This is a genomic window from Streptomyces sp. NBC_00209 (assembly GCF_045206345.1).
In the GTDB taxonomy this organism is placed as follows: Bacteria; Actinomycetota; Actinomycetes; order Streptomycetales; family Streptomycetaceae; genus Streptomyces.
In genome coordinates, this window is the sequence record NZ_CP108121.1 from 5,410,139 (window position 1) to 5,436,292 (window position 26,154).

At 71.5% G+C, this 26,154-nt stretch carries 24 protein-coding genes; 17 read left to right on the forward strand and 7 right to left on the reverse strand.

Annotated features, from left to right (window positions below; genetic code table 11):
• The first annotated feature begins 28 nt into the window (after positions 1 to 28).
• The 7 genes from OG867_RS24560 to OG867_RS24590 all read left to right on the forward strand — a co-directional run bounded on the left by OG867_RS24560 (position 29) and on the right by OG867_RS24590 (position 6,081).
• The gene (locus OG867_RS24560; RefSeq protein ID WP_406288502.1) at positions 29 to 823 is read left to right on the forward strand and encodes a cell division protein FtsQ/DivIB; all 795 of its coding nucleotides are present in this window, start codon (positions 29 to 31) and stop codon (positions 821 to 823) included.
• A gap of 276 nt (positions 824 to 1,099) precedes the next feature.
• Positions 1,100 to 2,323, forward strand: coding sequence for a cell division protein FtsZ (gene ftsZ / locus OG867_RS24565; RefSeq protein WP_328899754.1), 1,224 nt, complete (start codon positions 1,100 to 1,102; stop codon positions 2,321 to 2,323).
• Entirely contained in the window at positions 2,320 to 3,078 is a 759-nt protein-coding gene (gene pgeF, locus OG867_RS24570; protein ID WP_406288504.1) for a peptidoglycan editing factor PgeF, read from the forward strand. The genes ftsZ and pgeF overlap by 4 nt, the downstream gene beginning before the upstream one ends.
• A 6-nt stretch (positions 3,079 to 3,084) precedes the next feature.
• The gene (locus tag OG867_RS24575) at positions 3,085 to 3,804 is read left to right on the forward strand and encodes a YggS family pyridoxal phosphate-dependent enzyme (protein WP_406288507.1); all 720 of its coding nucleotides are present in this window, start codon (positions 3,085 to 3,087) and stop codon (positions 3,802 to 3,804) included.
• 125 nt (positions 3,805 to 3,929) lie between these two features.
• Complete coding sequence (locus OG867_RS24580; RefSeq protein ID WP_018104459.1) at positions 3,930 to 4,547, forward strand: cell division protein SepF; 618 nt, start codon at positions 3,930 to 3,932, stop codon at positions 4,545 to 4,547.
• Positions 4,548 to 4,619: 72 nt separating this feature from the next.
• Positions 4,620 to 4,904: a YggT family protein gene (locus OG867_RS24585; RefSeq protein WP_018104460.1), complete on the forward strand. Its 285-nt coding sequence runs from the start codon at positions 4,620 to 4,622 to the stop codon at positions 4,902 to 4,904.
• Positions 4,905 to 4,953: 49 nt separating this feature from the next.
• A complete protein-coding gene (locus OG867_RS24590; protein ID WP_018104461.1) occupies positions 4,954 to 6,081 on the forward strand; it encodes a DivIVA domain-containing protein in 1,128 nt (375 codons plus the stop codon).
• A 293-nt stretch (positions 6,082 to 6,374) separates the two neighbouring features.
• On the opposite strand, the gene ileS is transcribed toward OG867_RS24590, so the two are convergent.
• A complete protein-coding gene (ileS, locus tag OG867_RS24595) occupies positions 6,375 to 9,518 on the reverse strand; it encodes an isoleucine--tRNA ligase (RefSeq protein WP_406288511.1) in 3,144 nt (1,047 codons plus the stop codon).
• A gap of 575 nt (positions 9,519 to 10,093) precedes the next feature.
• On the opposite strand from ileS, the gene OG867_RS24600 reads away from it, so the two are divergent.
• The 5 genes from OG867_RS24600 (at position 10,094) to OG867_RS24620 (ending at position 14,622) form a co-directional block, all read left to right on the forward strand.
• On the forward strand, positions 10,094 to 10,735 hold the full coding sequence (locus tag OG867_RS24600) for a TraR/DksA C4-type zinc finger protein (RefSeq protein WP_328899749.1): 642 nt from the start codon (positions 10,094 to 10,096) through the stop codon (positions 10,733 to 10,735).
• A gap of 57 nt (positions 10,736 to 10,792) precedes the next feature.
• Positions 10,793 to 11,446, forward strand: a complete 654-nt coding sequence (lspA, locus tag OG867_RS24605) for a signal peptidase II (RefSeq protein WP_406288514.1) — start codon at positions 10,793 to 10,795, stop codon at positions 11,444 to 11,446.
• Positions 11,447 to 11,511: 65 nt separating this feature from the next.
• Positions 11,512 to 12,453 carry an RluA family pseudouridine synthase gene (locus OG867_RS24610; RefSeq protein WP_328899747.1) on the forward strand — a complete coding sequence of 314 codons (942 nt, stop codon included), beginning with the start codon at positions 11,512 to 11,514 and terminating at the stop codon, positions 12,451 to 12,453.
• Entirely contained in the window at positions 12,453 to 12,926 is a 474-nt protein-coding gene (locus tag OG867_RS24615; protein ID WP_406288516.1) for a GNAT family N-acetyltransferase, read from the forward strand. Before OG867_RS24610 ends, OG867_RS24615 begins: the two co-directional genes overlap by 1 nt.
• Before the next feature lie 109 nt (positions 12,927 to 13,035).
• Entirely contained in the window at positions 13,036 to 14,622 is a 1,587-nt protein-coding gene (locus OG867_RS24620; protein WP_328899745.1) for a Na+/H+ antiporter, read from the forward strand.
• A gap of 12 nt (positions 14,623 to 14,634) precedes the next feature.
• Here the strand turns inward: OG867_RS24620 and OG867_RS24625 are convergent, their stop codons facing one another.
• On the reverse strand, positions 14,635 to 15,768 hold the full coding sequence (locus tag OG867_RS24625; protein ID WP_406288518.1) for a mechanosensitive ion channel family protein: 1,134 nt from the start codon (positions 15,766 to 15,768) through the stop codon (positions 14,635 to 14,637).
• A 37-nt stretch (positions 15,769 to 15,805) separates the two neighbouring features.
• Between OG867_RS24625 and OG867_RS24630 the strand changes: the two genes are divergently transcribed.
• Positions 15,806 to 16,384 carry a dienelactone hydrolase family protein gene (locus OG867_RS24630; protein WP_406288521.1) on the forward strand — a complete coding sequence of 193 codons (579 nt, stop codon included), beginning with the start codon at positions 15,806 to 15,808 and terminating at the stop codon, positions 16,382 to 16,384.
• A gap of 51 nt (positions 16,385 to 16,435) precedes the next feature.
• On the opposite strand, the gene OG867_RS24635 is transcribed toward OG867_RS24630, so the two are convergent.
• From OG867_RS24635 to OG867_RS24650, 4 genes are all read right to left on the reverse strand, one after another.
• Entirely contained in the window at positions 16,436 to 17,287 is an 852-nt protein-coding gene (locus OG867_RS24635) for a thioredoxin domain-containing protein (RefSeq protein ID WP_406288524.1), read from the reverse strand.
• A 50-nt stretch (positions 17,288 to 17,337) separates the two neighbouring features.
• On the reverse strand, positions 17,338 to 18,057 hold the full coding sequence (locus OG867_RS24640) for a hypothetical protein (RefSeq protein ID WP_406288526.1): 720 nt from the start codon (positions 18,055 to 18,057) through the stop codon (positions 17,338 to 17,340).
• Positions 18,058 to 18,115: 58 nt separating this feature from the next.
• Complete coding sequence (locus OG867_RS24645) at positions 18,116 to 19,441, reverse strand: DUF2252 domain-containing protein (RefSeq protein ID WP_406288528.1); 1,326 nt, start codon at positions 19,439 to 19,441, stop codon at positions 18,116 to 18,118.
• Between the two features lie 349 nt (positions 19,442 to 19,790).
• Positions 19,791 to 19,970, reverse strand: a complete 180-nt coding sequence (locus OG867_RS24650; RefSeq protein WP_330311654.1) for a hypothetical protein — start codon at positions 19,968 to 19,970, stop codon at positions 19,791 to 19,793.
• Positions 19,971 to 20,192: 222 nt separating this feature from the next.
• Here OG867_RS24650 and OG867_RS24655 point away from each other — a divergent pair, with 222 nt between their 5' ends.
• The 4 genes from OG867_RS24655 to OG867_RS24670 all read left to right on the forward strand — a co-directional run bounded on the left by OG867_RS24655 (position 20,193) and on the right by OG867_RS24670 (position 24,180).
• Entirely contained in the window at positions 20,193 to 21,506 is a 1,314-nt protein-coding gene (locus OG867_RS24655) for an NYN domain-containing protein (protein WP_406288532.1), read from the forward strand.
• A gap of 154 nt (positions 21,507 to 21,660) precedes the next feature.
• Complete coding sequence (locus OG867_RS24660) at positions 21,661 to 22,635, forward strand: ABC transporter ATP-binding protein (protein WP_328904290.1); 975 nt, start codon at positions 21,661 to 21,663, stop codon at positions 22,633 to 22,635.
• The gene (locus tag OG867_RS24665) at positions 22,632 to 23,417 is read left to right on the forward strand and encodes an ABC transporter permease (RefSeq protein ID WP_328899736.1); all 786 of its coding nucleotides are present in this window, start codon (positions 22,632 to 22,634) and stop codon (positions 23,415 to 23,417) included. The genes OG867_RS24660 and OG867_RS24665 overlap by 4 nt, the downstream gene beginning before the upstream one ends.
• A 34-nt stretch (positions 23,418 to 23,451) precedes the next feature.
• Positions 23,452 to 24,180, forward strand: a complete 729-nt coding sequence (locus OG867_RS24670) for an ABC transporter permease (protein ID WP_406288534.1) — start codon at positions 23,452 to 23,454, stop codon at positions 24,178 to 24,180.
• A gap of 223 nt (positions 24,181 to 24,403) precedes the next feature.
• On the opposite strand, the gene OG867_RS24675 is transcribed toward OG867_RS24670, so the two are convergent.
• Complete coding sequence (locus tag OG867_RS24675) at positions 24,404 to 25,882, reverse strand: DUF1214 domain-containing protein (protein WP_406288536.1); 1,479 nt, start codon at positions 25,880 to 25,882, stop codon at positions 24,404 to 24,406.
• Positions 25,883 to 26,154 lie beyond the last annotated feature (272 nt).

Sequence of the window (26,154 nt, forward strand, 5' to 3'; positions counted from 1 at the left end):
GCCCCCGGGCCCGGCATAAGGAGCGAGCGTGGCCGGACCGACGACCGCCCAGCGTGGTGCAGGGAAGCAGGAGGACGCCCCGGACCGGCCGCCGCGGCCACGCCCCGAGGGGCGCCGCGTCTCCCGGCGCCGGCTGCTGCTCCTGATCGCCGGAGCCGTGCTGCTGCTCGGCTCCGGCGCCGTCTGGGCGCTGTACGGCTCCTCCTGGCTGCGGGTCGAACAGGTCAGGATCACCGGTGTCGGGGTGCTGACGCCGGCCGAGGTGGAGCGCGCCGCGGCGGTGCCGATGGACGCCCCCCTCGTCTCCGTGGACACCGGCGCCATCGAGAAGAGGTTGCGCCAGAAGTTGCCTCGTATCGACAAGGTGGATGTCGTTCGGTCATGGCCGCACGGGATCGGACTTAAGGTGACCGAACGAAAGCCGGTCCTGTTGGTGGAAAAGGGCGGAAAGTTTATCGAAGTGGACGACGAGGGCGTCCACTTCGCGACGGTGGACAAGTCGCCCGGGCACGTGCCTCTGCTGGAAGTGGCCAAGGGCCGTTCCGCGAGCCTGCGCCGCTTCGGCAGTGACCGGCTGGTGCGGGAAGCGGTCCGGGTCGCGGGTGACCTTCCGGACGGCATCGCCGAGGACACCCGGGTCGTCCGGGTCGACTCGTACGACGCCATCTCCCTGGAACTCAGCGGGGATCGCACGGTGATGTGGGGAAGCGGCGGAGCGGGCGCGGTGAAGGCGAAAGTCCTCACCGCTCTCATGAAGGCCGCCCCCAAAGCGGGACACTTCGACGTGAGTGCCCCCACCGCCCCCGCGGTGTCGGGCGGTTGACGCACATTTGGCCTGGCCAGCACCCTGGTTGGTCAGCGCTACGGGTGATCACATAGGGTGAAAAGAAAAACGGGAGGTTCGGCGTGTTCGTTGAACGTGCGCCACTTGTCGACTTAGTGTCCTGTTCGGAAGAGTCCATGAAGCAGACACACTGGTAACCCTAAACTTGAACGTTAGGGTTTGGGTCGGCGTTCGGACCGTCCCAATCGGCATCCGTCGTCGCGGCGGGATCACCGCGAAGCGACGACACGTAACTCGAGGCGAGAGGCCTTCGACGTGGCAGCACCGCAGAACTACCTCGCAGTCATCAAGGTCATCGGTGTCGGCGGCGGTGGTGTCAATGCCATCAACCGAATGATCGAGGTCGGTCTCAAGGGCGTCGAGTTCATCGCGATCAACACGGATGCGCAAGCCCTGTTGATGAGCGACGCCGACGTCAAGCTCGACGTCGGCCGCGAACTCACCCGCGGCCTCGGCGCCGGGGCGAACCCGGCCGTCGGTCGTAAGGCGGCAGAGGACCACCGTGAGGAGATCGAGGAGGTCCTCAAGGGGGCCGACATGGTCTTCGTCACCGCAGGCGAAGGCGGCGGCACCGGCACCGGTGGCGCACCCGTCGTCGCCAACATCGCGCGCTCGCTCGGCGCCCTGACGATCGGTGTGGTCACCCGCCCGTTCACCTTCGAGGGCCGGCGCCGCGCCAATCAGGCGGAGGACGGCATCGCCGAGCTCCGCGAAGAGGTCGACACCCTCATCGTCATCCCCAACGACCGGCTGCTGTCCATCTCGGACCGCCAGGTCAGCGTGCTCGACGCGTTCAAGTCGGCCGACCAGGTCCTGCTCTCGGGTGTCCAGGGCATCACCGACCTCATCACCACCCCGGGCCTGATCAACCTCGACTTCGCCGACGTCAAGTCGGTCATGTCCGAGGCCGGTTCCGCGCTCATGGGCATCGGCTCCGCCCGCGGCGACGACCGCGCGGTGGCCGCCGCGGAGATGGCGATCTCCTCGCCGCTCCTGGAGGCGTCCATCGACGGCGCCCGCGGTGTCCTGCTCTCCATCTCCGGCGGCAGCGACCTCGGTCTCTTCGAGATCAACGAGGCCGCGCAGCTGGTGAGCGAGGCGGCCCACCCGGAGGCGAACATCATCTTCGGCGCGGTCATCGACGACGCCCTCGGCGACGAGGTGCGGGTCACCGTCATCGCGGCGGGCTTCGACGGCGGGCAGCCGCCGGCCCGCCGGGAGAACGTCCTCGGTGCGAACAGCGCCAAGCGCGAGGAGCCGGCCCCGACGCCGGTCCGGTCCGCGCCCGAGCCGGTGCGCCAGTCCGGCGGGCTCGGTTCGGTGCCGCCGCGTGAGGAGCCGCCGGTGCAGGCCGAGCCGGTCCCGGTGTCGGGTGAGACCCACCTTCCGCCGGTCGTCTCGCCGCCGCACGTCCCGCCGGCACGTCCCTACTCGGACTCCCAGGCCGAAGAGCTGGACGTACCGGACTTCTTGAAGTGATAGGTCCGCATGACGCAGTGAACCCGACGGTTTCTGTCTTTTCGCGGGGCGGCGCTCATTTCTCCTTCACCGACAGGTGGGGCGGAGTGAGCGCCGCCCCGTACGCGGAGCTCAATCTCGGCGGCGCGGTCGGTGACGACCCCGCCGCCGTTCTCGCCAACCGCGAGCGGGCCGCGCGCGCCCGGGGGCTCGACCCGGCGCGGGTCGTCTGGATGAACCAGGTCCACGGCCGGGACGTGGCCGTGGTCGACGGACCCTGGGGCGAAGCGGCGGAGATTCCCGCCGTGGACGCGGTGGTCACCGCGCGGCGCGGACTCGCGCTCGCCGTGCTGACCGCCGACTGCACACCCGTCCTGCTCGCCGACCCGGAGGCCGGCGTCGTCGCCGCGGCGCACGCCGGGCGGCCGGGGCTGGTCGCCGGGGTCGTGCCGGCCGCGGTCGCGGCCATGGTCCGGCTCGGCGCGGAGGTCTCCCGGATCACCGCCCGGACCGGGCCGGCCGTCTGCGGACGGTGCTACGAGGTGCCGGCGGCGATGCGGGACGAGGTCGCCGCGAGCGTGCCGGGCACCTGGTCCGAAACCAGCTGGGGCACTCCGGCGGTGGACGTCACCGGCGGAGTGCACGCCCAGCTCGCGGAGCTCGGCGTCACCGACCGGCAGGCGTCGCCCTTCTGCACCCTGGAATCGGGCGACCACTTCTCGTACCGACGCGACCGCACCACCGGGCGGCTCGCCGGATATGTCTGGCTGGACTGATAGGGCATGACGGAACGCAAGGAACAACTCGCCGCGAATCTGGCGCGGGTGGAGGAACGGATCGCTTCGGCCTGCGTCGCGGCCGGGCGCGAGCGGGAGGAGGTGACCCTGCTCGTGGTCACCAAGACCTACCCCGCGAGCGATGTGCGGATTCTGCACGGACTCGGTGTGCGCCAGGTCGCGGAGAACCGGGACCAGGACGCCGCCCCCAAGGCCGCCGAGTGCGCGGACCTGTCCCTCTCCTGGCACTTTGTCGGCCAGTTGCAGACCAACAAGGTCCGTTCCGTGGTCGGTTATGCCGATGTCGTGCAGTCCGTGGACCGTACGAAGCTGGTGACCGCCCTCTCGACGGCGGCCGAGCGCCGCGAGCGCGAACTCGGCTGCCTCATCCAGGTCGCGCTCGACGCGGAGAGCGGCGAGCGGGGAGCCCGCGGGGGCGTCGCGCCCGACGGGATCGAGGAGTTGGCGGACGCGGTCGCCGCCGCGCCCGGGCTCCGGCTGGACGGACTGATGACCGTCGCGCCGCTCGCCGGCCCCTTCGCCGGGCGGCAACGGGCCGCGTTCGACCGGCTGATGGAATTCTCATCCCGGCTGCGCGGGAACCATCCGGCTGCGAACATGGTCTCCGCAGGGATGAGCGCGGACCTCGAGGACGCGATCGCGGCCGGAGCGACACATGTGCGCGTCGGTACTGCGGTACTCGGAGTCCGCCCCGGGCTCGGGTAACGTCGCCAAGCAAGTCGGACCACAGCAGAAAATATGGTCATTACCGCCCAGGGCGGGTAGGCCGGAGTGGATCGCGGGCACTTGGTGACAGATGCCGATCCACCACAGAGCGGAGGACTCAGAGCATGGCCGGCGCGATGCGCAAGATGGCGGTCTACCTCGGCCTCGTGGAGGACGATGGGTACGACGGCCCGGGGTTCGACCCCGACGACGAATTCGAACCCGAGCCGGAGCCCGAGCGCGACCGGCGCCGGCACCAGCCCGCGCATCAGGTGGAGCGGGACCGGGAGCGCGACGAACCGGTCCGCGCGGTCCAGCCGCCGGCGCAGCGGGAGCCGGTCCAGATCCCCGCGGAGCGTGAGCGACCCGCCCGGATCGCACCCGTGGCATCCATCACACCTGAACGTCCGAACATGGAGAAGAACGCACCGGTGATCATGCCCAAGGTCGTGTCCGAGCGCGAGCCCTACCGGATCACGACGCTGCACCCCAGGACGTACAACGAGGCCCGTACCATCGGGGAACACTTCCGTGAGGGCACTCCGGTGATCATGAATCTCACGGAGATGGACGATACGGACGCAAAGCGACTTGTCGACTTTGCCGCGGGACTCGTCTTCGGTCTCCATGGCAGCATTGAGCGAGTGACACAGAAGGTGTTCCTGTTGTCGCCTGCTAACGTCGATGTCACGGCGGAGGACAAGGCCCGCATCGCAGAGGGCGGATTCTTCAACCAGAGCTGAGAACACGACACCGGGAACAACCCGGCCGAGAGGCCGGTGCTACGAGAGCCAGGGGAGAGGGAAGCGCGAGAGATGGGCGTCGCACAAAGTGTTGTCTACATCGCGTTGATGTGTTTCCTCATCGTGCTGATCTTCCGGCTCGTCATGGACTACGTCTTCCAGTTCGCACGTTCATGGCAGCCGGGCAAGCCGATGGTGGTCGTCCTGGAGACGACCTACACGGTCACCGATCCACCGCTCAAGCTCCTGCGGCGGTTCATCCCGCCGCTGCGTCTCGGGGGCGTGGCACTCGACCTGTCCTTCTTCGTTCTGATGATCATCGTTTCCATCCTGATCAGCATCGTGGTCAGGCTGTGAGCGATACGGTCTTGCCGACTGCCGACGACTACGTAGAGGTGAAGAAGAGATGCCGCTGACTCCCGAGGATGTGCGGAACAAGCAGTTCACGACGGTCCGCCTCCGAGAGGGCTACGACGAGGACGAGGTCGATGCCTTCCTCGACGAGGTCGAGTCGGAGCTGACCCGCCTGCTCCGTGAGAACGAGGACCTGCGTGCCAAGCTGGCCGCCGCCACGCGTGCCGCCGCGCAGAACCAGCAGCAGGGCATGCGTAAGCCGCCTGAGCAGCAGGACCGGCCGGGTGCCCCGGTGCCCGCCGCCATATCGGGCCCGCCGGTCCAGCAGCAGCCCCCGCAGATGGGTCCCCCCCAGCTGCCCGGTGGTGCTCCGCAGCTGCCCGCCGGTCCCAGCGGTCACGGCCCCCAGGGCCCGCACGGCCCCGGTCCGCAGGGCCCCCACGGCCCCGGCCCGATGCAGGGTGGCCCCATGGGCGGCCCGATGGGCGGTCCCATGGGCGGTCACAACCCGCAGCAGCAGATGCAGCAGATGCAGCCGCCGCCGCAGATGCAGCAGCAGGGCCCCGGTGGCGACAGCGCCGCCCGTGTCCTGTCCCTGGCCCAGCAGACCGCCGACCAGGCGATCGCGGAGGCCCGTTCCGAGGCCAACAAGATCGTCGGCGAGGCGCGCAGCCGCGCCGAGGGCCTGGAGCGGGACGCCCGCGCCAAGGCGGACGCGCTGGAGCGGGACGCGCAGGAGAAGCACCGCGTGGCGATGGGCTCGCTGGAGTCGGCCCGCGCGACGCTGGAGCGCAAGGTCGAGGACCTGCGGGGCTTCGAGCGCGAGTACCGGACGCGTCTGAAGTCCTACCTGGAGAGCCAGCTGCGTCAGCTGGAGACCCAGGCGGACGACTCGCTGGCTCCGCCGCGCACCCCGGCCGCCGCGTCGCTGCCGCCGTCGCCCTCGCTGGCTCCGGCCGGCGCGGGTGCCATGGGGCACACGATGGGCGGCAACCACGGCGGTCAGCCGATGGGTGGCGGGAACCCGTCCATGGGCGGTGCCCCGTCGTACGGCGGTCAGCAGCAGATGTCGCCGGCGATGACGCAGCCGATGGCGCCGGTGCGGCCGCAGGCGCCGCAGCCGATGCAGCAGGCGCCGTCGCCGATGCGTGGGTTTCTGATCGACGAGGACGACAACTGAGCGGGGCGCGCTCGTTGAGCGCGTAGCCGTCGGCAGGCTGAGGGCCGGGCCCCGGGGTTTCCCCGGGGCCCGGCCCTTTTGCGTACCCGATCCGCTGCGCGGGGCTTGTTCCCCGCCCCGCCCCTTCCCGGAACTGGGGCTCCGCCCCAGACCCCGCGCCTCAAACGCCGGCGAGGCTGAAGGTTGCGGCGCGGCGAAATCAAGCCCCTCCGGCGATTGAGGAGCGGGGGCGGGTAGGGGAACAGCAAAGGGCCCGGCCGGAGTGTTCTCCGGCCGGGCCCCTCCGGTTACCGCTACGCCTTGCGGAGGCGGAACGTCAGGGACAGGCCCTCGTCCTCGAACGGGGTGCCGTACGTGGTGTCCGCCTCGTCCCGCGCGTAGTCCACGGCCAGGACCTCGTCCGCGATCAGGGTCGCGTGCTCCGTGAGGGCCTCCGTCGTCGCGGGGGACGTGGAGGTCCAGCGGACGGCGATGCGGTCCGCGACGTCCAGGCCGCTGTTCTTGCGGGCCTCCTGGATCAGGCGGATCGCGTCACGGGCCAGGCCCGCGCGCCGCAGCTCCGGGGTGATCTCCAGGTCCAGGGCGACCGTCGCGCCCGAGTCCGAGGCGACCGACCAGCCCTCGCGCGGGGTCTCCGTGATGATCACCTCGTCCGGCGAGAGGGTGACCGTCTCGCCGTCCACCTCCACCGACGCCGTGCCCTCGCGCAGGGCGAGCGACAGGGCCGCCGCGTCCGCGTCCGCGACCGCCTTGGCCACCGCCTGTACGCCCTTGCCGAAGCGCTTGCCGAGCGCCCGGAAGTTCGCCTTGGCCGTGGTGTCGACCAGCGAGCCGCCCACCTCGGAGAGGGAGGCGAGCGAGGAGACGTTCAGCTCCTCCGTGATCTGGGCGCGCAGCTCCGCGGACAGGGCCTCGAAGCCCGAGGCCGCGACCAGCGCCCGGGACAGCGGCTGGCGGGTCTTGACGCCCGACTCCGCACGCGTGGCCCGGCCCAGCTCGACCAGACGCCGTACCAGTGCCATCTGCGTCGAGAGCGCGGGGTCGGTCGCCGCCGGGTCCGCCTTCGGCCAGGACGACAGGTGGACCGACTCCGGCGCGTCCGGGGCGACCGGCACGACCAGGTCCTGCCAGACCCGCTCGGTGATGAACGGAGTCAGCGGGGCCATCAGCCGCGTGACGGTCTCCACCACCTCGTGCAGCGTGCGCAGCGCCGCCTTGTCGCCCTGCCAGAAGCGGCGCCGGGAGCGGCGCACGTACCAGTTGGACAGGTCGTCCACGAACGCGGACAGCAGCTTTCCGGCGCGCTGCGTGTCGTAGCCCTCCAGGGCCTGCGTGACCTGGTCGACCAGCGTGTTCAGCTCGCCGAGCAGCCAGCGGTCCAGGACGGTCCGCTCGGCGGGCGCCGGGTCCGCGGCCGAGGGCGCCCAGCTCGACGTACGGGCGTACAGGGCCTGGAAGGCCACCGTGTTCCAGTACGTCAGGAGCGTCTTGCGGACGACCTCCTGGATCGTGCCGTGGCCCACGCGCCGGGCCGCCCAGGGGGAGCCGCCCGCCGCCATGAACCAGCGCACCGCGTCCGCGCCGTGCTGGTCCATGAGCGGGATCGGCTGGAGGATGTTGCCCAGGTGCTTGGACATCTTCCGGCCGTCCTCGGCGAGGATGTGGCCCAGGCAGACGACGTTCTCGTACGACGACTTGTCGAAGACGAGCGTGCCGACCGCCATCAGCGTGTAGAACCAGCCGCGGGTCTGGTCGATGGCCTCCGAGATGAACTGCGCCGGGTAGCGGCTCTCGAAGATCTCCTTGTTCTTGTACGGGTAGCCCCACTGCGCGAACGGCATCGAGCCCGAGTCGTACCAGGCGTCGATGACCTCCGGGACGCGGCGCGCCTCCAGGCCGCAGCCCTCGTGCGTACAGGCGAAGGTGACGTCGTCGATGAACGGGCGGTGCGGGTCCAGGCCGGAGAGGTCCGTGCCGGACAGCTCGCCCAGCTCGGCGCGCGAGCCGACGCAGGTGAGGTGCCCCTCCTCGCAGCGCCAGATCGGCAGCGGGGTGCCCCAGTAGCGGTTGCGGGACAGCGCCCAGTCGACGTTGTTGGTCAGCCAGTCGCCGAAGCGGCCGTGCTTGACGGAGTCCGGGAACCAGTTGGTCTTCTCGTTCTCCTGGAGCAGCCGCTCCTTGACCGCGGTGGTGCGGATGTACCAGGACGGCTGCGCGTAGTACAGCAGCGCGGTGTGGCAGCGCCAGCAGTGCGGGTAGCTGTGCTCGTACGGGACGTGGCGGAAGAGCAGGCCGCGGTCGTTGAGGTCCTCGGTCAGCGCCTCGTCGGCCTTCTTGAAGAAGACCCCGCCGACCAGCGGCAGGTCCTCCTCGAAGGTGCCGTCGGGGCGGACCGGATTGACCACCGGCAGTCCGTACGCCTTGCAGACCAGGAGGTCGTCGGCGCCGAAGGCGGGGGACTGGTGGACCAGCCCCGTACCGTCCTCGGTCGTCACGTACTCGGCGTTGACGACGTAGTGCGCCTCGGCCGGGAAGTCGAGCAGGGCGAACGGGCGCTCGTACGTCCAGCGCTCCATCTCGCGGCCCGTGAACGACTGGCCGGTGAGCTCCCAGCCCTCGCCGAGCGCCTTCTCCACCAGCGGCCGCGCGACGACGAGCTTCTCCTCGCCGTTCGTCGCGACGACGTAGGTGACGTCCGGGTGCGCGGCGACGGCGGTGTTGGAGACCAGGGTCCACGGGGTCGTCGTCCAGACGAGGAGCGCCGCCTCGCCGGCCAGCGGTCCGGAGGTGAGCGGGAAGCGCACGAAGACGGAGGGGTCGACCACCGTCTCGTAGCCCTGCGCCAGCTCGTGGTCGGACAGGCCGGTGCCGCAGCGGGGGCACCAGGGGGCGACGCGGTGGTCCTGGACCAGCAGGCCCTTGTTGAAGATCTCCTTCAGCGACCACCACACGGACTCGACGTACTCGGGGTCCATCGTGCGGTACGCGTCGTCCAGGTCGACCCAGTAGCCCATGCGGGTCGTGAGCTCGGCGAAGGCGTCGGTGTGCCGGGTCACGGACTCGCGGCACTTGGCGTTGAACTCGGCGATGCCGTACGCCTCGATGTCCTTCTTGCCGTTGAAGCCCAGCTCCTTCTCGACCGCCAGCTCGACCGGCAGGCCGTGGCAGTCCCAGCCGGCCTTGCGGCCCACGTGGTAGCCCTGCATGGTCCGGAAGCGGGGGAAGACGTCCTTGAAGACGCGGGCCTCGATGTGGTGGGCGCCGGGCATGCCGTTGGCGGTCGGCGGGCCCTCGTAGAACACCCACTCGGGGCGGCCCTCGGACTGGTCGAGGCTCTTGTTGAAGACCTTGTTCTCGCGCCAGAAGTCGAGCACGGCGTGCTCAAGGGCGGGCAGGTCGACCTGGGCGGGTACCTGGCGGTACTGCGGCGATGTCATGTGCGGGCTTCCTCCGGCGGATGTCTTCCACTTCCGTCGGAGGGACGAGAACCGAGCCGGTCCCCGCGGTACCACCCTCCTTGGCCCCGGGCGTGCGCCCCGGGCCCCCTCATTGGGGTGCGACGCCGGTTCTACTGACCCTGGGGCCCGTGGGCGGAGCCCACTGACCCGAGCGTTCTTCCGGCGGCTCCGGGGTGATCTTCACGACGCGCTCGCCCCCGGGCTCCCACCGTCCCCGGGTCGCTGCCGGCTGCGTACGACGCTACTCGTCCCATCCAAGCCTCTCGCTGAGCCCAGTGTACGGGCCCCGGGGCACGACGTCCGACCGGTTTACGGAGGGGCCCGGCGTGACCCGAATGGCCACACGGGGCGTACGCGGCCGGAGCGCTGCCGGGCGCGCGGCGGAAAGCCGGATTACCCGGCGGGGAGCTGGGCACAACGGATGCAGACACACGGTGATCGGGACACGGGGAGGCGGGATGCGGCGGCGTGCCCCGTTGCCGCGGGACCTGGGTCGACTTATCGTCCCAGCACGACTCGCGAGCAAGATCACAGTGTGTGAAGGGGCCGCGGCCATGGTGGAGAAGAAGGCGCCCGGCAAGAAGACCTCCGCCAAGAAGGCGGCGGCCCGGAAGACCGCGTCGAAGAAGACCACGCCGAAGAAGACCGGGGCCACCGCGGCCTCGGCGACCACGGGGGCGGCCGAGGCCGCCGATCAGACGGGAGCCCACACGGTGGTAGCCAAGAAGAGCGCGGCCGGTACCCGGACCGCGGGCGAGGACACGGCACCCGTGCCGCCCGCCCGGGGCGCCACGGCGCCGGGAGACCTGGCCGTACGGCCGGGCGAGGACCCCTGGACCCCGGAGGAGGTCGCCTCCGCGCGGGACGGGCTGACCGGTGAGGCCACCCGGCTCCGCAACGAGCTGGAGGCGTCCGGTCTCGCGCTGGCCGGGCTGATGCGGGACTCCGGCGACGGGGCGGGCGACGACGAGGCCGACACCGGCACCAAGAACATCACCCGCGAGCACGAGATGCAGCTCGCCGCCAACGCCCAGGAGATGCTGGACCAGACCGAGCGCGCCCTGGCCCGGCTGGAGGCCGGCACGTACGGGCTGTGCGAGGTCTGCGGCAAGCCGATCGGCAAGGCGCGGATGCAGGCGTTCCCCCGGGCCACGCTGTGTGTCGAGGACAAGCAGAAGCAGGAGCGCCGAGGCTGATTCGCACGGGCGTGCCGTACCCTCGTCCTCAGTCGGGAACTAGGTTGAGGGACTCACGTGGCAGAGGCGGAGCGCATCATCGGTACGCCGGACATCACCGGGGCTGAGGGAAGCGGAGAGACCGGGCCGGACGGCTCGGCCGCTTCCCCGGACCAGGTTGAGCCGGAGGCCCGGGACACCGGGGCCACCGCGGCGGACGCGGACGTCGACCGCTCGCCGGCCACCCGTCGGCGCCGGGTCATCCTGCTGTTCTGCGTCGCCGTCGTCGCGTACCTGCTCGACCTCGGCAGCAAGATGCTCGTCGTGGCGAAGCTGGAGCACCAGGAGCCGGTCGAGCTCCTCGGGGACTGGCTCAAGCTGGACGCCCTGCGCAACTCGGGGGCCGCGTTCGGCATCGGCGAGGCGTTCACGATCATCTTCACGATCATCGCGGCGACCGTCATCGTGGTGATCGCGCGGCTCGCGCGCAAGCTGTACAGCCTGCCGTGGGCCATCGCGCTCGGCCTGCTGCTCGGCGGGGCCCTCGGGAACCTCACCGACCGCATCTTCCGCGCGCCGGGCGTCTTCGAGGGCGCGGTGGTGGACTTCATCGCCCCCGCCCACTTCGCCGTCTTCAACCTGGCCGACTCCGCGATCGTCTGCGGCGGCATCCTGATCGTGTTCCTCTCCTTCAAGGGCCTGGACCCCGACGGCACCGTGCACAAGGACTAGGTCCTTTCTCAGGGCCTTTCGGACCGCGGGACGAGGGACCGGCGGGGGCAAGGCATACTCGACTGGTGAGTACGCAACCCGAGGTCCGCACCCTGCCCGTCCCCGATGGTCTGGAGGGCGAGCGCGTCGACGCCGCCATCTCCCGGATGTTCGGCTTCTCCCGCACCAAGGCCGCCGACCTGGCCGCCGCAGGAAAGGTGCAGGTGGACGGCTCGGTGGTCGGGAAGTCCGAGCGGGTGCACGGCGGTGCCTGGCTCGAAGTGGAGATGCCGCAGGCGCCCGCGCCCGTGCAGATCGTCGCCGAGCCCGTCGAGGGCATGGAGATCGTCCACGACGACGACGACATCGTGGTCATCGCCAAGCCCGTAGGCGTCGCCGCGCACCCCAGCCCCGGCTGGACCGGCACCACCGTCATCGGCGGCCTCGCCGCCGCCGGGTACCGGATCTCGACCTCCGGCGCCGCCGAGCGCCAGGGCATCGTGCACCGCCTCGACGTCGGGACCTCCGGGCTGATGGTCGTCGCCAAGTCCGAGCGCGCCTACACCCTGCTGAAGGCCCAGTTCCGCGACCGGGTCGTGGAGAAGAAGTACAACGCGCTGGTCCAGGGCCACCCGGACCCGATGAGCGGCACCATCGACGCTCCCATCGGCCGCCACCCGAACCACGACTACAAGTGGGCGGTCGTCGCGGACGGCAAGCCCTCGGTGACCCACTACGACCTCATCGAGGCGTACCGGGCCGCCAGCCTCCTCGACATCAAGCTGGAGACCGGGCGCACCCACCAGATCCGGGTGCACATGGCCGCCCACCGCCACCCCTGCGTCGGCGACCTCACCTACGGCGCCGACCCCACCATGGCCAAGCGCCTCGGCCTGACCCGCCAGTGGCTGCACGCGGTGAAGCTGGGCTTCGAGCACCCCGCCGACGGGAGCTGGGTCGAGTTCACCAGCACCTACCCCGACGACCTCCAGCAGGCGCTGGACCGTATCGCGGCGGAGAGCGAGTGATGGCCGGGCCCCTCGCGTACACCACCCGGACCGTCGCCGACGAGCAGGACCGCGCCGGGTGCTTCCAGGTGCGCAAGGAGGTCTTCGTCGGGGAGCAGAACGTGCCCGAGGAGATCGAGTACGACGCCCACGACGCGGACGCGCTGCACGTCATAGCCGTCGCCGCCGACGGCACCGCGCTCGGGACCGGCCGGCTGCTGCACGGCCCCGCCGCCGCGTCGCACACCGGCGGGGACCCCGCCGTCGGCTCGCTCGGCCGGCTCGCGGTGAGCAAGGAGGCCCGGGGCCTCGGCGTCGGCGCCGCGCTCGTGCGGGCCATCGAGGACGCGGCCCGGAGCCACGGCCTCACCGCCGTCGACCTGCACGCCCAGACGCACGCCCTGCGCTTCTACGAGCGCCTCGGCTACGAGCCGTACGGCCCCGAGTTCATGGACGCGGGCATCCCGCACCGGGCGATGCGCCGGACGATCTGACGCCCCGCCGCGCCCCCTGACCTCGGCAGGCGGGGGGCGCATGGCAGGGTGAGGGGCATCGGCCGGGCGTGGGACCGGGCCCCGGCCGGAGCGCTCCGGAAGGCACTCCGTGGACCAGATGTCACTGCTGCTCGTGCTGCTGCTCGGGGCCGTGGTCACGGTTCCGCTGGGGGACCGGCTGAAGCTGCCGGCGCCGGTGCTGATGACGCTCTTCGGCGTCGTGCTGGCCTTCCTCAGCTTCGTGCCGAACGTGGACATCCCGCCGGAGATCATCCTCCCCGCGCTGCTGCCGCCGCTGCTCTACGCCTCGGTGCAGCGCACCTCCTGGCGGCAGTTCGCCGCGAACAAGCGGCCCATCCTCCTGCTGGCCGTCGCCCTGGTCTTCCTCACGACCGCCGCCGTCGCCGCGGTCGCCGACGCGATCGTGCCGGGGCTGCCGCTCGCCGCCGCCGTCGCCCTCGGCGCGCTCGTCGCCCCGCCCGACCCGGTCGCCGCCACCGCCGTCGCCGGGTCCGTCGGGCTGCCCCGGCGGCTCATCTCCATCCTGGAGGGCGAGGGGCTGTTCAACGACGTCACCGCGATCGTGCTCTACCACGTGGCCATCGCGGCGGCCGTCAGCGGGACCTTCTCGTGGCCCGAGGCGTTCGGGCTGCTCGTGCTGTCCGCGGTGGTCGCCGTCGCGGTGGGCGTCGCGCTCGGCTGGCTCACCATCAAGCTGATGGGGCTGCTCGGCGACGCCACCCTCCAGGTCGGCCTGACCCTGCTGGTGCCGTTCGTCAGCTACGTGCTCGCCGAGGAGCTGATGGGCTCCGGGGTGCTCGCCGTCCTGATGACCGCGATGTTCCTCGCGGAGCACACCGCGGACGCCGACGACGTCCTCGGCCGGCTCACCGGACGCACCTTCTGGGAGATCGTGGACACCCTCGTCACCGGGATCGCCTTCGGGCTCATCGGCCTCGAACTCCACAACGTGTTCGGCACGGCCGACGGACGCCTGCTGGAGACGGCCGGCTGGGGCCTCGCGGTCGTCGCGGTCGTCGTCGGCGTACGGCTGCTGTATCTGCTGCCGGCCACCTGGCTCGCCAAACGGCTGCACACCCGGCGGGACGTCAGCGAGGAGATCCCCACCAGCTGGCGGGAGACCGTGATCATGTGGTGGGCCGGGATGCGCGGGGTGGCCTCCGTCGCGCTGGCCCTCGCGATCCCGCTGGAGACGGACGACGGCAAGCCGTTCCCCGGCCGCGACGAGATCGTCTTCATCGCGTTCTCCGTGATCATGGTGACCCTGGTCTTCCAGGGGCTGACGCTGCCCTGGCTGGTGCGGCGGCTCGGGGTGCGCGCGGACGCGGACGCCGAGGCGGCCCTGGAGAAGGACCTCGCGGTCCGGGCGGCCAAGGCGGCCCGGGAGCGGCTGAAGAAGATCGAGGCGACCGAGGACCTGCCCGAGGACGTGGTCGAGCGGCTGCACCGGCTCGCGTACGACGTGGGGGCGCGGATCAGCCCGGAGATGGTGGACGACGAACGGCGCGACGCCTACGCCAAGCGCGTCGAACGGTTCCAGGCGGTCAGCCGGATCCAGCGCGAGATGATGTCGGCCGCCCGCCACGCCGTGCTCTCCGCGCGCAGCGAACCCGGCTCCGACCCGGAGGTCGTGGACCGGGTCCTGCGGCAGCTGGACGTACGCAGCCTGCGCTGAGGCCCGCGCCGGTCAGCCCCGGCCGGTGCGCGGGGTCCGGTTCCAGCCGCTCGCGGGCTTCTCGTCCTTGCCGGTCCCGTTCACCGACGGCCAGGCGTCGCCGGGCGGGAGCGCCGCGGGTGCCGTCGCGACCCTCGGCAGCGCGTACGGGTGGTGGTCGCGCAGCCAGCCGATCAGCTGCTCCCGGACCGCGCAGCGCGCCGTCCAGATGTCGTCCGCGTCCTTCGCCGTGACCACCGCGCGCACCTGGATCGTCGTCGGGGTGGTGTCCGTGACCGCCAGGGACCAGTTCCGGCCGTCCCAGGCGGCGCACTCGCCGAGGATCTCCCGCAGCTTGTCGCGCATCGCCTCGACCGGCGCCGAGTGGTCGAGGTGGAAGAAGACCGAGCCGGTCATCTGCGCCCCGCCGCGCGACCAGTTCTCGAACGGCTTGCCCGTGAAGTACGAGACCGGCATCGTGATCCGCCGCTCGTCCCACGTACGCACCGCGAGGAAGGTCAGGGTGATCTCCTCGATCGTGCCCCACTCGCCGTCCACCACCACGGTGTCGCCGATGCGGACCATGTCGCCGAACGCGATCTGGAGGCCCGCGAAGAGATTGCCCAGCGTGGACTGGGCGGCGACACCGGCGACGATGCCGACGAGACCGGCCGACGCCAGCATCGAGGTGCCCACCGCCTGCATCTCGGGGAACGTCAGCAGCATCGCCCCGACGGCCAGGATCGTCACAACGGCGATGACCACGCGCTGGATCAGCGTCACCTGCGTCCGCACCCGCCGTACCCGCGCCGGGTCCCGGTTGTGGGCCGCCGCGTAGCGCGCGTACACCGAGTCCACGACCGCGATGGCGATCCGAACCACCAGCCAGGCCGACGCGCCGATCAGCACCAGCGTCAGCAGCCGGCCGATACCCACCCGGTGGTCCTGGACCGGGCCGAGACCGGTCCTGGCATACGTACCGCGCAGCAGCGCCGCGCACATGACCAGCTGGAACGGGATCCGGCACTGCCGCAGCAGGCCCCACAGCGGGGTCTCGTGGTGCCGGGCGTCGGCGCGCCTCAGCAGGAAGTCGAACAGCCAGCCCGCCGCCAGGGTGATCACCACCGAGCCGCCGAGGACGATCAGCGGCCGCAGAACACTCTCCATGCTGTCGCTCTCCATCCCTTCGAACGCAACTGGCACCATGGGCGCCATGAACATCATGCTTTTCCACTCGATGTACGGTCTGCGCCCCGCCGTGCAGGCCGCAGCCGACCGGCTGCGCGCCGCGGGGCACGAGGTGCGCGTGCCCGATCTGTTCGAGGGGCACACCTTTGATTCGGTGGAGGAAGCGGAGGCGTTCCGGGAGGAGACCGGCAAGGAGGAGCTGCTGAAGCGGGCCGTGCTCGCCGCCGCGCCCTACTCCGACCAGGGCCTCGTCTACGCCGGATTCTCGCTCGGCGCCTCCGTCGCCCAGACGCTGGCGCTCGGCGACGAGAAGGCGCGCGGGCTGCTGCTCCTGCACGGCACCTCGGACATCGCGGAGAACGCCTCGGTGGACGAGCTGCCCGTACAGCTGCACGTCGCCGACCCCGACCCGTACGAGACGGCCGACTGGCTGAACTCCTGGTACCTGGACATGCAGCGGACCGGGGCGGACGTGGAGGTCTACCGCTACCCGGGCGCCGGGCACCTGTTCACCGACCCGGAGCTGCCGGACTTCGACCGGGAGGCGGCGGAGCTGGTCTGGAAGGTCGCGATCGGGTTCCTCGCCACGCTGTGACGCGCGAAGGGCTCCGCGCGGTGGGTGCGCGGAGCCCTTCGAGGGGGCGGGTCAGCCCTTCAGCGCGGCGGTCATCGCCGTGTTGAAGTCCTCGGCCGTCATCGGTGCGTTCTTGCCGTCGCTGCCGGTGATCTTCTTGCCGTCCATGACCAGGCTCGGCGTGCCGGTCACGTCGTCCTTGTTCTCGTCGAAGCTCTTGGACATCTTCAGGGCCCAGGCGTCGTACGTGCCATCCTCGACGGCCTTCTTGAAGTCCTTGTTGCCCTTGAGGTCCTTCACCGAGTCGGCGACCTTGAGCAGGTAGCTGTCGTCCTTGAACTTGTCGTCCGACTCGTCCGGGTGGAACTCCGCCGAGTACAGCGCGCTCTTGTACTCCAGGAAGGCGTCGGTGCTCACGTTCAGGGCGGCGCCGAGCGCGCTCAGGGCGTTCTTGGAGCCCTCGCCGCGGGTGCCGACCGACGGGTCGCCGCCGCCGAGGCTGTCGCCGTCGATGAACGACGCGCCTATGTACTGGATCTTGTACTTGCCGTCCGCGACGTCCTTGGTGAGGGTCGGGCCGACGGTCTGCTCGAACGAGGCGCAGATCGGGCAGCGGGAGTCCTCGTACAGCTTCAGGGTCTTCTTCGCGCTGTCCTTGCCGATGACGACGGTGGTGCCGTTCGTGCCCGAGGTGTTCTTGGGCGCGACGACCGTCTTCTCGTCCTTGAGGGAGTCCCAGTGGGACGGCTTGTTCAGCTGCATCACCGCGTAGCTGATACCCGCGACGACGGCGAGGCCGGCGACGACCGAGACGCCGACGATGACCTGCCGGCGGGCCTTGTCCTTCTTCGCCTGGCGCTCGCGCTCCTCGCGCAGCCGCTCGCGGGCGGCGGATTTGTTGGCCTGGCTGTTGCGCTTGCTCATGGTGGTGTTCTCCGTGGGATATGGGTCGTACGGTCCGGGGTTCGCGTTGCTCAGAGGGCACAGGCCCCGAGCGGCGGACCCCTCCGTCCCACGGAGTGCACGAGGAGGCGGGCGCGGCCCGGCAGCAGCGGGCCGGATGCGGCGGGGCGGGCCCCGGTCCGCCGGGAGCGGCCCGCCGTGCGGACCACGGCCACCGCGATCAGCAGCGGCCGGAACGCCAGCAGTGCGCCCGCCCGGAGCAGCCCGGCGAGCGCCAGCTCTCCGCGGTGCAGCCAGGCGGCGGCGAGCAGCCCGACTGTGACATGGGCGGCGAGCAGCAGCCAGGGGACCAGCGGGCCGGGGGAGGCGAGCAGTGCGGCGGTGCCTTGGCCGCCCGCGGTCACCGAGGCCAGCGGTGTGCCGACATCGCCGAGCTGTGCGGCGCCGGGGCCGAGGTCGCCGCCCCCGCACAGGACGTCGACGCCGACTGAGCGCAGGGGGCCCGCTATCGGACCGCCCGCCGCCCCGTAGCAGAGGTGCTGGCCGGTGGTGAAAAACGTGTCGGCGGCCAGCTCCAGGGGGACCAGCAGCCCGGCGATCGCCCCGAAGCCGCGCTGACGCCCGGCCAGGGCGTAGGTCACCGCGAAGACGGCCACGGCCAGCACGGCTACGGAGGCCAGGGGCAGTGCGACCTGGGAGAGCAGGACGTGGGACGCGGCGGAGAGCGTCACGACGAGCGCTGTGAAAAGCGCCGCGCGTGCCGCTCTGAGCCGCGTCCCGGATATGTCCATCGCCCAGGAGTGTCGCATGCGAACCTGTAAGCGATCCCTAAAGGTTCCGTTTCGCCGGCTACAGGCCCGGGATGCGTCCGTTGCGGAACAGGTCCACGAAGATCTGGTGGTCCGCGCGGGCCCGGGCGCCGTAGCTGTGGGCGAAGTCCACGAGGAGGTCCCCGAAGCCTTCCTCGTCGGCCGCGATGGCGGCGTCGATCGCCCGCTCCGTGGAGAACGGCACCAGTGAGTGGCCGCTCTCGTCGTCCGCCGCCGAGTGCATCGTTGCCGTGGCCCGGCCGAGGTCGGCGACGAGCGCCGCGATCTCCTCGGGCTCGTCGATGTCGGACCAGTCCAGGTCCACCGCGTACGGCGACACCTCGGCGACGAGCTGGCCGGCGCCGTCGAGCTCGGTCCAGCCGAGCCACGGGTCGGCGTGGGCCTGGAGGGCGCGCTGCGAGATGACCGTGCGGTGGCCCTCGTGCTGGAAGTAGCCGCGCACGGCCGGGTCCGTGATGTGCCGGGAGACGGCCGGGGTCTGGGCCTGCTTGAGGTAGATCACGACGTCGTTCTCCAGGGCGTCGCTGTTGCCCTCCAGGAGGATGTTGTACGAGGGCAGGCCCGCCGAGCCGATGCCGATGCCGCGCCGGCCCACGACGTCCTTGACCCGGTAGGAGTCCGGCCGGGTCAGGCTCGACTCCGGCAGCGTCTCCAGATAGCCGTCGAACGCGGCCAGCACCTTGTACCGTGTCGCCGCGTCCAGGTCGATCGCGCCGCCGCCCTCGGCGAACCGGCGCTCGAAGTCGCGAATCTCGGTCATCGAGTCCAGCAGCGAGAACCGGGTCAGCGCGCGGGCGGTGCGCAGCGCGCCGAGCAGCGGGCCCTCGGCGGTGTCCAGCGTGAAGGGGGGCACCTCGTCGTTCTTGGCGCCCGTCGCCAGGGCGCGGATGCGCTCGCGGTAGGCCGCCGCGTAGATCCGTACCAGCTCGGTGATCTGCTCGTCGCCCAGCGCCTTCGCGTACCCGAGCAGGGCGACGGAGGCGGCGAAGCGCTTGAGGTCCCAGGTGAAGGGGCCCACGTACGCCTCGTCGAAGTCGTTCACGTTGAAGACGAGGCGGCCGTTGGCGTCCATGTAGGTGCCGAAGTTCTCCGCGTGCAGGTCGCCGTGGATCCAGACCCGGCCGGTGCGCTCGTCCAGATACGGGCCGCCGTGCCGCTCGCGCTCCAGGTCGTCGTAGAACAGGCAGGCCGTGCCCCGGTAGAACGCGAAGGCGGAGCCCGCCATCTTGCGGAACTTGACCCGGAAGGCGGCCGGGTCGGCCGCCAGGAGTTCCCCGAAGGCGGTGTCGAAGACCTCGAGAATCTGCTCCCCGCGCCGCTCCGCGCCGGTCTGCGTGTCCGACATCTGTGACTGCCTCCTGGTACCCGACCTGGGTGATGACGTGCATGACAAAAGGGACGGGTGGTCCCGCCCTTCCAACGCGCGACCGTATCGCGGAGTGCCCGCCGCCGCGCTCCTCGGAGACGCAGACTTCCACGCTGTCCCCCCAGACATCGCCCAGGGTGGCGACGTGATCCTCTTCGGACTCACGGCTGTCCGCAAGCGCGAGGACGTGCCGCGCCTGGTCGCGAGGGAATGCAGGTCCCCGACATCTCGAACGCGGGGACCAACGCGCCGGGTACGCGTACGGGAGGGGCGGCTCCGCTTGCGCGGGGTCGCCCCTCCCGGTGTGCCGGCCTTACCGGGAGTCCGGTCAATTGTGGCCGAAGCGCCGCTGATGCTTACGCGCGACATCGGCAGGGCTGCCCTGCGCCTGCGACTGCATCGAGCTCTGGGCCTCGGTGGCCGTCGAGCGCGACTGCTCGGAAGCGCGCTCCGCCTGCGAAGCGCGATCCTGCTGGCTGCCCTGCTTGCGGTTCTTGTTCTTGGCCATGGTGTTCCTCCTATAAGGACTCTCGGGGCCAGGACCACCGTCAGATTCACATAATCGGATAAACATCGCATGTCGGATCATTACCGTGCGTAGTGGCGGGGTATGATGCGCGCTTTTCGCGATCCGCCACGCCGATGATCGAGTTCCGGCCGTTAACCCCGGCGTGGTCGGGCAGACTCGAAGGAACCCTGAGAAAACCCGATCCCGATTGCCTGGAAGAGGGTGGAACGCGTGGACCGTTGCGTCGTCCTGGTGGACGCCGGCTACTTGCTGGGCGCAGCCGCGAGTCTGCTGGCAGGAGAGCCCGCCCGGTCCCGCATCACCGTCGACCACGCGGCCCTCATCCAGCAGCTGCGCGAGCGCGCCGAGGCCGACACCGCGCAGCCGCTGCTGCGGATCTACTGGTTCGACGGCGCCCCCGACCGCGTTCCGCAGCCCGAGCACCGCAGGCTGCGCGTGATGCCCCGGGTCACCGTCCGGCTGGGCGCACTCACCCGCAGTGACGGGCGCTGGGCGCAGAAGGGCGTCGACGCCGCGATGCACGCCGAGCTGACCGAGCTCGCCCGCAACCGCGCCTGCTCCGACGTGGTCCTGGTGACCGGCGACGGCGACCTGCTCCCCGGCCTGATGTCCGCCAAGGAGCACGGCGTCGCCGTCCACCTCTGGGCCGTCCAGGCCGCCGACGGCGACTACAACCAGTCCGAGGACCTGGTCGCCGAGGCCGACGAGCGCCGCGTCCTGGACCGCGCCTGGATCACCCAGGCCGTCCGGGCCAAGGAGACCGGCGGCCTCTGCGCCCCGCCGCCCGTCCCGCGCCCCGAGATCGCCGCGATCCTCTCCGCCCCGCTGCCCGAATCGGCCCTCGCCGCCTCCGCCGAGCGCGCGTCCCGGGCCGCCGCGCAGGCCGGCGCGGCGGCCCGGGACGACGAGGAGGCGGCGCCCCGGCCCGGTGAGGCCCCCGCCCAGCCCGCGCAGGGCCAGGGCGCCAAGGGCGTGCCCACCCCGAAGGACCTGGCCGGCACCCTGCGCGGGCCCGCCGGACCGGCCGAGCGGCAGCCCGCCCCGCAGCCCGCGGCGACCCTGCGCTGGTCATCGGACCGGGGCTGGGTGGAGCGCGGCGGTCCGCTCGGCGAACCCCCGGAGACCGCGTCCCTGCCGACGCTCGCCCAGCTCACCAGCGCCGAACAGCGCTGGGCCGACCGCGAGGAGGACATCACCACGGTCGGCGGCGACCCCTTCGAGGTGGGTCAGGTCTTCGCCCGGCGCTGGATGGAACGGCTCCCCGAGACAGGCCACCTCCAGAAGCTCTCCGCCCTCTACCCGCGCGTCCCGCACCGCATCGACGGCGAACTCCTGCGGTACGCGGCCCGCTTCGGCCTCCTCGCCCACAAGGACGACCAGATCGATGAGCACGACCGGTACGCGATCCGGGCGGGCTTCTGGCGCGAGATCGACGTACGGGCCGCCGCCGACCACGCGCCGGCGGCGGAGCCGGCCGCGGAGAAGGCCGGGAAATCCGGGCCCGCCGGGAGCTGAGTCCGGATTCGGGTGAGAGCCGCTCAACCCGGCGGCCGTCCGTGGCGTTGATGTCCGATCGGTGCGGCCCCGGGCGTAATGCCGGTCCCCGGACCCCGTACCCTCGTACCTCGTGAGTACGGGGACAGTACAGGCGCCGACGGCGAGCGGCACCGTGTGCGCGGTGCGCGATCTGGTGAAGACCTACCCCCCGGCCCGGGGCCGCCGCGGCACGCCCGCGACCCCCGAAGTACGCGCCACCGACGGCATCAGCCTCGACGTCCGGCGCGGTGAGATCTTCGGACTGCTCGGGCCCAACGGAGCCGGCAAGTCCACCCTCGTACGCCAGCTCACCGGGCTGATGCGGCCCGACTCCGGCAGCGTCGACGTCCTCGGCCACGACCTCGTGCGCCACCCCGAGCGGGCCTCCCGGCTGATCGGCTACCTCGGGCAGGAGTCCACCGCCCTGGACGAGCTGACCGTCGCCCTCGCCGCCGAGACCACCGGGCGGCTGCGCGGGCTCCCCGTGCGCGAGGCCAGGGCCGAGCGCGACGCCGTCCTCGACGAGCTCGGCCTCACCGACATCGCGGGCCGGCCGCTGAAGAAGCTCTCCGGCGGCCAGCGGCGCCTCGCCTGCTTCGCCGCCGCGCTCGTCGGGGAGCGCCCCGTGCTCGTCCTGGACGAGCCCACGACCGGCATGGACCCGGTGGCCCGGCGCGCCGTCTGGGCCGCCGTCGACCGGCGGCGCGCGGAGCGGGGTGCGACGGTCCTGCTCGTCACCCACAACGTCATCGAGGCCGAGACCGTCCTCGACCGGGTCGCCGTCATCGAACGCGGCAAGGTCATCGCCTGCGACACCCCCGCCGGGCTCAAGGAGCGCGTCGCCGGGGAGGTCCGGGTCGAGCTGGTGTGGCGCGACCGCGCGCCCCTGGAGATCCCCGAGGTCGCGGCCCTGCGCGCGCGTGCGCAGGAGTCCGGGCGGCGCTGGGCGCTGCGGCTCGCGCCCGACGAGGCGCGGGCGGCGGTCGCCGCGGTGACCGGGGGCGCGGCCTTCGCGGCACTGGACGACTTCAGCCTGGCGACGCCGAGCCTGGAGGACGTCTACCTCGCGCTCGGCGGCGGCGCGACCAAGGGACTGGTGAAGGCATGAGCGGAATCGGTGCGGTGGCCGGGGCGGCCGCGACGCTCGCCCCCCGGGCCCGGCTGTTCCCCTCCCTCGCGGCCGTCTACCGCGCCCAGCTCTCCCGGGCCCGGGTGGCCCGCATCCCGCTGCTCTTCGTGGCGACCTTCCAGTCCATCGGCATCATGATCCTCATGCGCGGGGTGGTGGACGGCGGCTCCGAGGCACGGGCCGTCGTCGCCGGGTCCAGCGTCCTGGTCGTCGCCTTCGTCGCTCTGAACCTCCTCGCCCAGTACTTCGGGCAGCTCCGGGCGAGCGGCGGGCTCGACCACTACGCCACCCTGCCCGTGCCGCCCGCCGCCGTCGTGCTCGGCGCGGCGGGGGCGTACGCCTCCTTCACCGTGCCCGGGACCGTCGTCACGGCGGTGACCGGCAGCGTGCTGTTCGGGCTGCCGATGGCGCATCTGTGGGTGCTCGTGGCCGTCGTGCCGCTGTCCGGCGCGGCGCTCTCGGGTCTCGGCGCCGCGCTGGGGCTCCTCGCGCCGCGTCAGGAGCTCGCCACGCTCCTCGGGCAGCTCGGCATGTCCGCCGCGCTCCTGCTGGGCGTCCTGCCGGCCGACCGGCTGCCGGAGCCGGTGGGCTGGGCGCGCGATCTGCTGCCGTCCACGTACGGGGTGGAGGCGCTGGCCCGGTCCTTCGGCGCCCATCCCGACTGGGCGGTCGTCGCGCTGGACCTCGCGGTCTGCGCCGTCGTCGGTGTCGTCTCGCTCGCCGTCGCGACCTGGGCGTACCGCAGGGCGGCGGTCCGGTGAGGCGCGGCTCACGGGCGCCTGGCACGATGGCACGGTGACCGCACCTCTGACGCCGCCGAACCGGCCCTCGTCCGACGACCACCACGACTGGCAGAAGCCGGATCCGGGGGGTGAGCCGGGCGGTCCCGCCGCTGTGTACGGCTCCCACCTGGCGCCCGCGCCGGGGGTGGACCGGGACGGGCTGCGGGCGGATCTGCTGCGGGCGGGTGTCACCGTCGTCGTGGTGACCGTCGCCGGTGTCCTGATGGGGCTGCTGTGGCTGTGGCTGGCGCCCCGGGTGCCGCTGATCTCCGACAACACCGCGGTGTTCCTCAACGACAGCGAGGGCGAGGAGGCGATCGGAGCCGACGGCACGTTCGCCCTGCTCGGGCTGGCGTTCGGGGTGGTGTCGGCGGGGCTCGTCTTCTTGTTCCACCGGCGCGGCGGGATCTTTCTGACGGTGGGCCTTGCGGTGGGCAGCGTGCTCGGGTCGCTGCTGGCGTGGCAGCTCGGGACGCGGTTGGGGCCGACGTCCGATGTGGTCGCGCATGCGCGGGAGGTCGGCAAGGGGGTCGTGTTCGACGCGCCGCTGGAGATGCATGCGCACGGGGTGCTGCTGGCTTGGGGGCTGGCGGCGATGGTGGTGAATCTGGGGTTGACCGCGGCTTGGGGGCCGCGGGAGTTCGAGGGGGAGTGGGCGTCTTACGGGGGGTGGGGGCCGGGGACGCCAGGGGCGCCTTCGGCGCCGTCGTCCGGGTCCGCCGCGCCGTCCGACGGGGCGTAGGGGGCCGTCGCGCGGGGCCTTTCCCCTACCCGGCCTCGGGACTCGTAGGGCCGCGTGTCGAGGTATCGCGTATTCTCACCGCCGGCGGCGGGGCGGAGCAGAGACGGCCGTGCGCCGGCCCGCCACGACGCGGCGCGTTCCGCGAGGTCGTGCACTGCGGGTGTGTCCCGGCGCGGGGCGAGTGCGTGCGGGACGGTGTCCAGGCGGCGGATGGCTCGCGGCGTCAGCGATCGCCAACGCGTTCGAAGTCGCCGGGGATGTAGAGGCGTTCGAAGAAGGCTTCCTCGGGACCGTAGAAGCGGATGATTGCGAACCAGCCCCGCCCGGGTACGGTCCTGATCCAGTTGGTGGCGTCCTCGGGCCGCTCGGGGCCGGTGTGCAGGGTGATGGACCGGTCACCGTTGAGGGCGATGTCGTTCATGCCGTTGAGCGAGGAGAAGGTCTGTCCCTCGGCATCGACTTCGGCGGCGGTTTCCGCGTCGTAGAGGGTGAGCGACCAGAAGAGATGGGCCGGTGGGTCGGCCGGCAGGTCGAGGCGGTAGGTGTGCTCGCCCCGGAGCGCCTCTCCGGTGTGGTCACGGTAGGTGTTGGCGTATTTGGCGCCGGAACCGACGATGGCGCTGATCATGCCGGTGCTGATCGAGTAGTGGTTGACGAACATGTGGGCCTTGGCGTTGATGTCCGTGTGCCCGGTCTCACGGCTGCGGAACTCTTCGTCGAGGAGGGTGTGCCAGAAGTCGTCCTGAGCGGTCTTGACATGCGCGACCCACTGGCGGTCCGCCCACCACAGTGCCCCTTCCTCCTCGTTGTAGGTGGCCGCCGTCGTCTTGGCCATCCGCCATGCGGTGGCCGCCGCCAGGTCCAGCAGTTCGCGCCGGCGGGAGGTGGGGGCGAAGGCTCGCCCCTTGCGGATGCCCAGGGCGGCCAGGACTCCGTGCATGTAGGGGTCGACCAGGTCGACCCGGTCGCGCTGGATGAAAGCGTCGAGCATCGTGAAGAACGATCCGTCGCGGGGAAACAGAGCGTCGGCCGGAACGTCGGAGACGTGGCGGAAGTCCATCGGCAACGCCTCGCCGGTCAGAGGCCGCAGACGGATGCCCTCGATGGACTCCACCCCGGGACTCACATCGTCCACGGAGGCGAAGAAGCCGCGCAGCAGGAAGTAGATGTTGTTGGTGGTGCTGCGGTAGACGTAGTAGTCGTCCCACGCGTCCTCGGTGTCGGGCTCCAGGTCGTCGGGCACGATCAGGTACGACCCGCCCTTGCCCGCATCCGGGCCGGGCAGCCCGATGTCGCCGCGGTAGCGCACGCCGTCGATCAACGGGCCCGTCAGTGGGCGGTGCCAGAAGTCGTCCACCAGGCCCTGGATGCCCGGCGGGGCCTCCACCACCAGCGGCCCCGTCTGCGACAGGTCGGCGAACGCCATCCCGTAGATCACGTCGCAGTTCGGCGTCGTGATCACGGTGCGAGGCTTCAGCCGCTGCTCGTACACCGATACCACCTGATAGCCGGCACCGGCCGCAGCCCCGAGGCCGTCGCGCATCGCGCACGCGTTCACGACCGGCAGTGCCCATAGATAGGTCTGCACCGCCCGCTGGAAGAACAGCTCCTCCTGAAGCGTCCGCGTGGTCGCGTCCGACGGGTATCCGCCCTCCAGCGGCAGCGCCGCCAGCTCCTGGTACCGCTCGTCCATCGACGTCATCGGCAAGTTCCTCCACCATCGCCCATGCTCGGGCGTCGTCACTGAAAAGACCTTGAAGGTCACGCTAGGCGATCTCCATGCGTGTGCGCCCCACAAGAACAGGGCGGCCTGTCGGGTGGAGGGGGTGGGAGATGAGCGGTCGGAGGCGAGGCGAGGGCGGGACGTCCGCATGCCCGAGCGCCTCGACGCCGTCCTCATCGGCCTGAACTGGATCGGCAACTCCCTCGCCCCGCCCAACATCGACCCGATGATCGAGTGCTTAGCGCCAACGG

What these genes read in the sequence shown, in the direction of transcription:
- OG867_RS24645 (WP_406288528.1), bottom strand. Translation starts at nt 19,441, where the DNA reads ATGTCGGACACGCAGACCGGCGCGGAGCGGCGCGGGGAGCAGATTCTC.
- OG867_RS24665 (WP_328899736.1), top strand. Translation starts at nt 22,632, where the DNA reads ATGAGCGGAATCGGTGCGGTGGCCGGGGCGGCCGCGACGCTCGCCCCC.
- OG867_RS24635 (WP_406288524.1), bottom strand. Translation starts at nt 17,287, where the DNA reads ATGAGCAAGCGCAACAGCCAGGCCAACAAATCCGCCGCCCGCGAGCGG.
- OG867_RS24675 (WP_406288536.1), bottom strand. Translation starts at nt 25,882, where the DNA reads ATGACGTCGATGGACGAGCGGTACCAGGAGCTGGCGGCGCTGCCGCTG.
- OG867_RS24650 (WP_330311654.1), bottom strand. Translation starts at nt 19,970, where the DNA reads ATGGCCAAGAACAAGAACCGCAAGCAGGGCAGCCAGCAGGATCGCGCT.
- OG867_RS24575 (WP_406288507.1), top strand. Translation starts at nt 3,085, where the DNA reads ATGACGGAACGCAAGGAACAACTCGCCGCGAATCTGGCGCGGGTGGAG.
- OG867_RS24585 (WP_018104460.1), top strand. Translation starts at nt 4,620, where the DNA reads ATGGGCGTCGCACAAAGTGTTGTCTACATCGCGTTGATGTGTTTCCTC.
- OG867_RS24590 (WP_018104461.1), top strand. Translation starts at nt 4,954, where the DNA reads ATGCCGCTGACTCCCGAGGATGTGCGGAACAAGCAGTTCACGACGGTC.
- OG867_RS24630 (WP_406288521.1), top strand. Translation starts at nt 15,806, where the DNA reads ATGGGCGCCATGAACATCATGCTTTTCCACTCGATGTACGGTCTGCGC.
- OG867_RS24580 (WP_018104459.1), top strand. Translation starts at nt 3,930, where the DNA reads ATGGCCGGCGCGATGCGCAAGATGGCGGTCTACCTCGGCCTCGTGGAG.
- ileS (WP_406288511.1), bottom strand. Translation starts at nt 9,518, where the DNA reads ATGACATCGCCGCAGTACCGCCAGGTACCCGCCCAGGTCGACCTGCCC.
- OG867_RS24615 (WP_406288516.1), top strand. Translation starts at nt 12,453, where the DNA reads ATGGCCGGGCCCCTCGCGTACACCACCCGGACCGTCGCCGACGAGCAG.
- OG867_RS24640 (WP_406288526.1), bottom strand. Translation starts at nt 18,057, where the DNA reads ATGGACATATCCGGGACGCGGCTCAGAGCGGCACGCGCGGCGCTTTTC.
- OG867_RS24625 (WP_406288518.1), bottom strand. Translation starts at nt 15,768, where the DNA reads ATGGAGAGTGTTCTGCGGCCGCTGATCGTCCTCGGCGGCTCGGTGGTG.
- OG867_RS24600 (WP_328899749.1), top strand. Translation starts at nt 10,094, where the DNA reads ATGGTGGAGAAGAAGGCGCCCGGCAAGAAGACCTCCGCCAAGAAGGCG.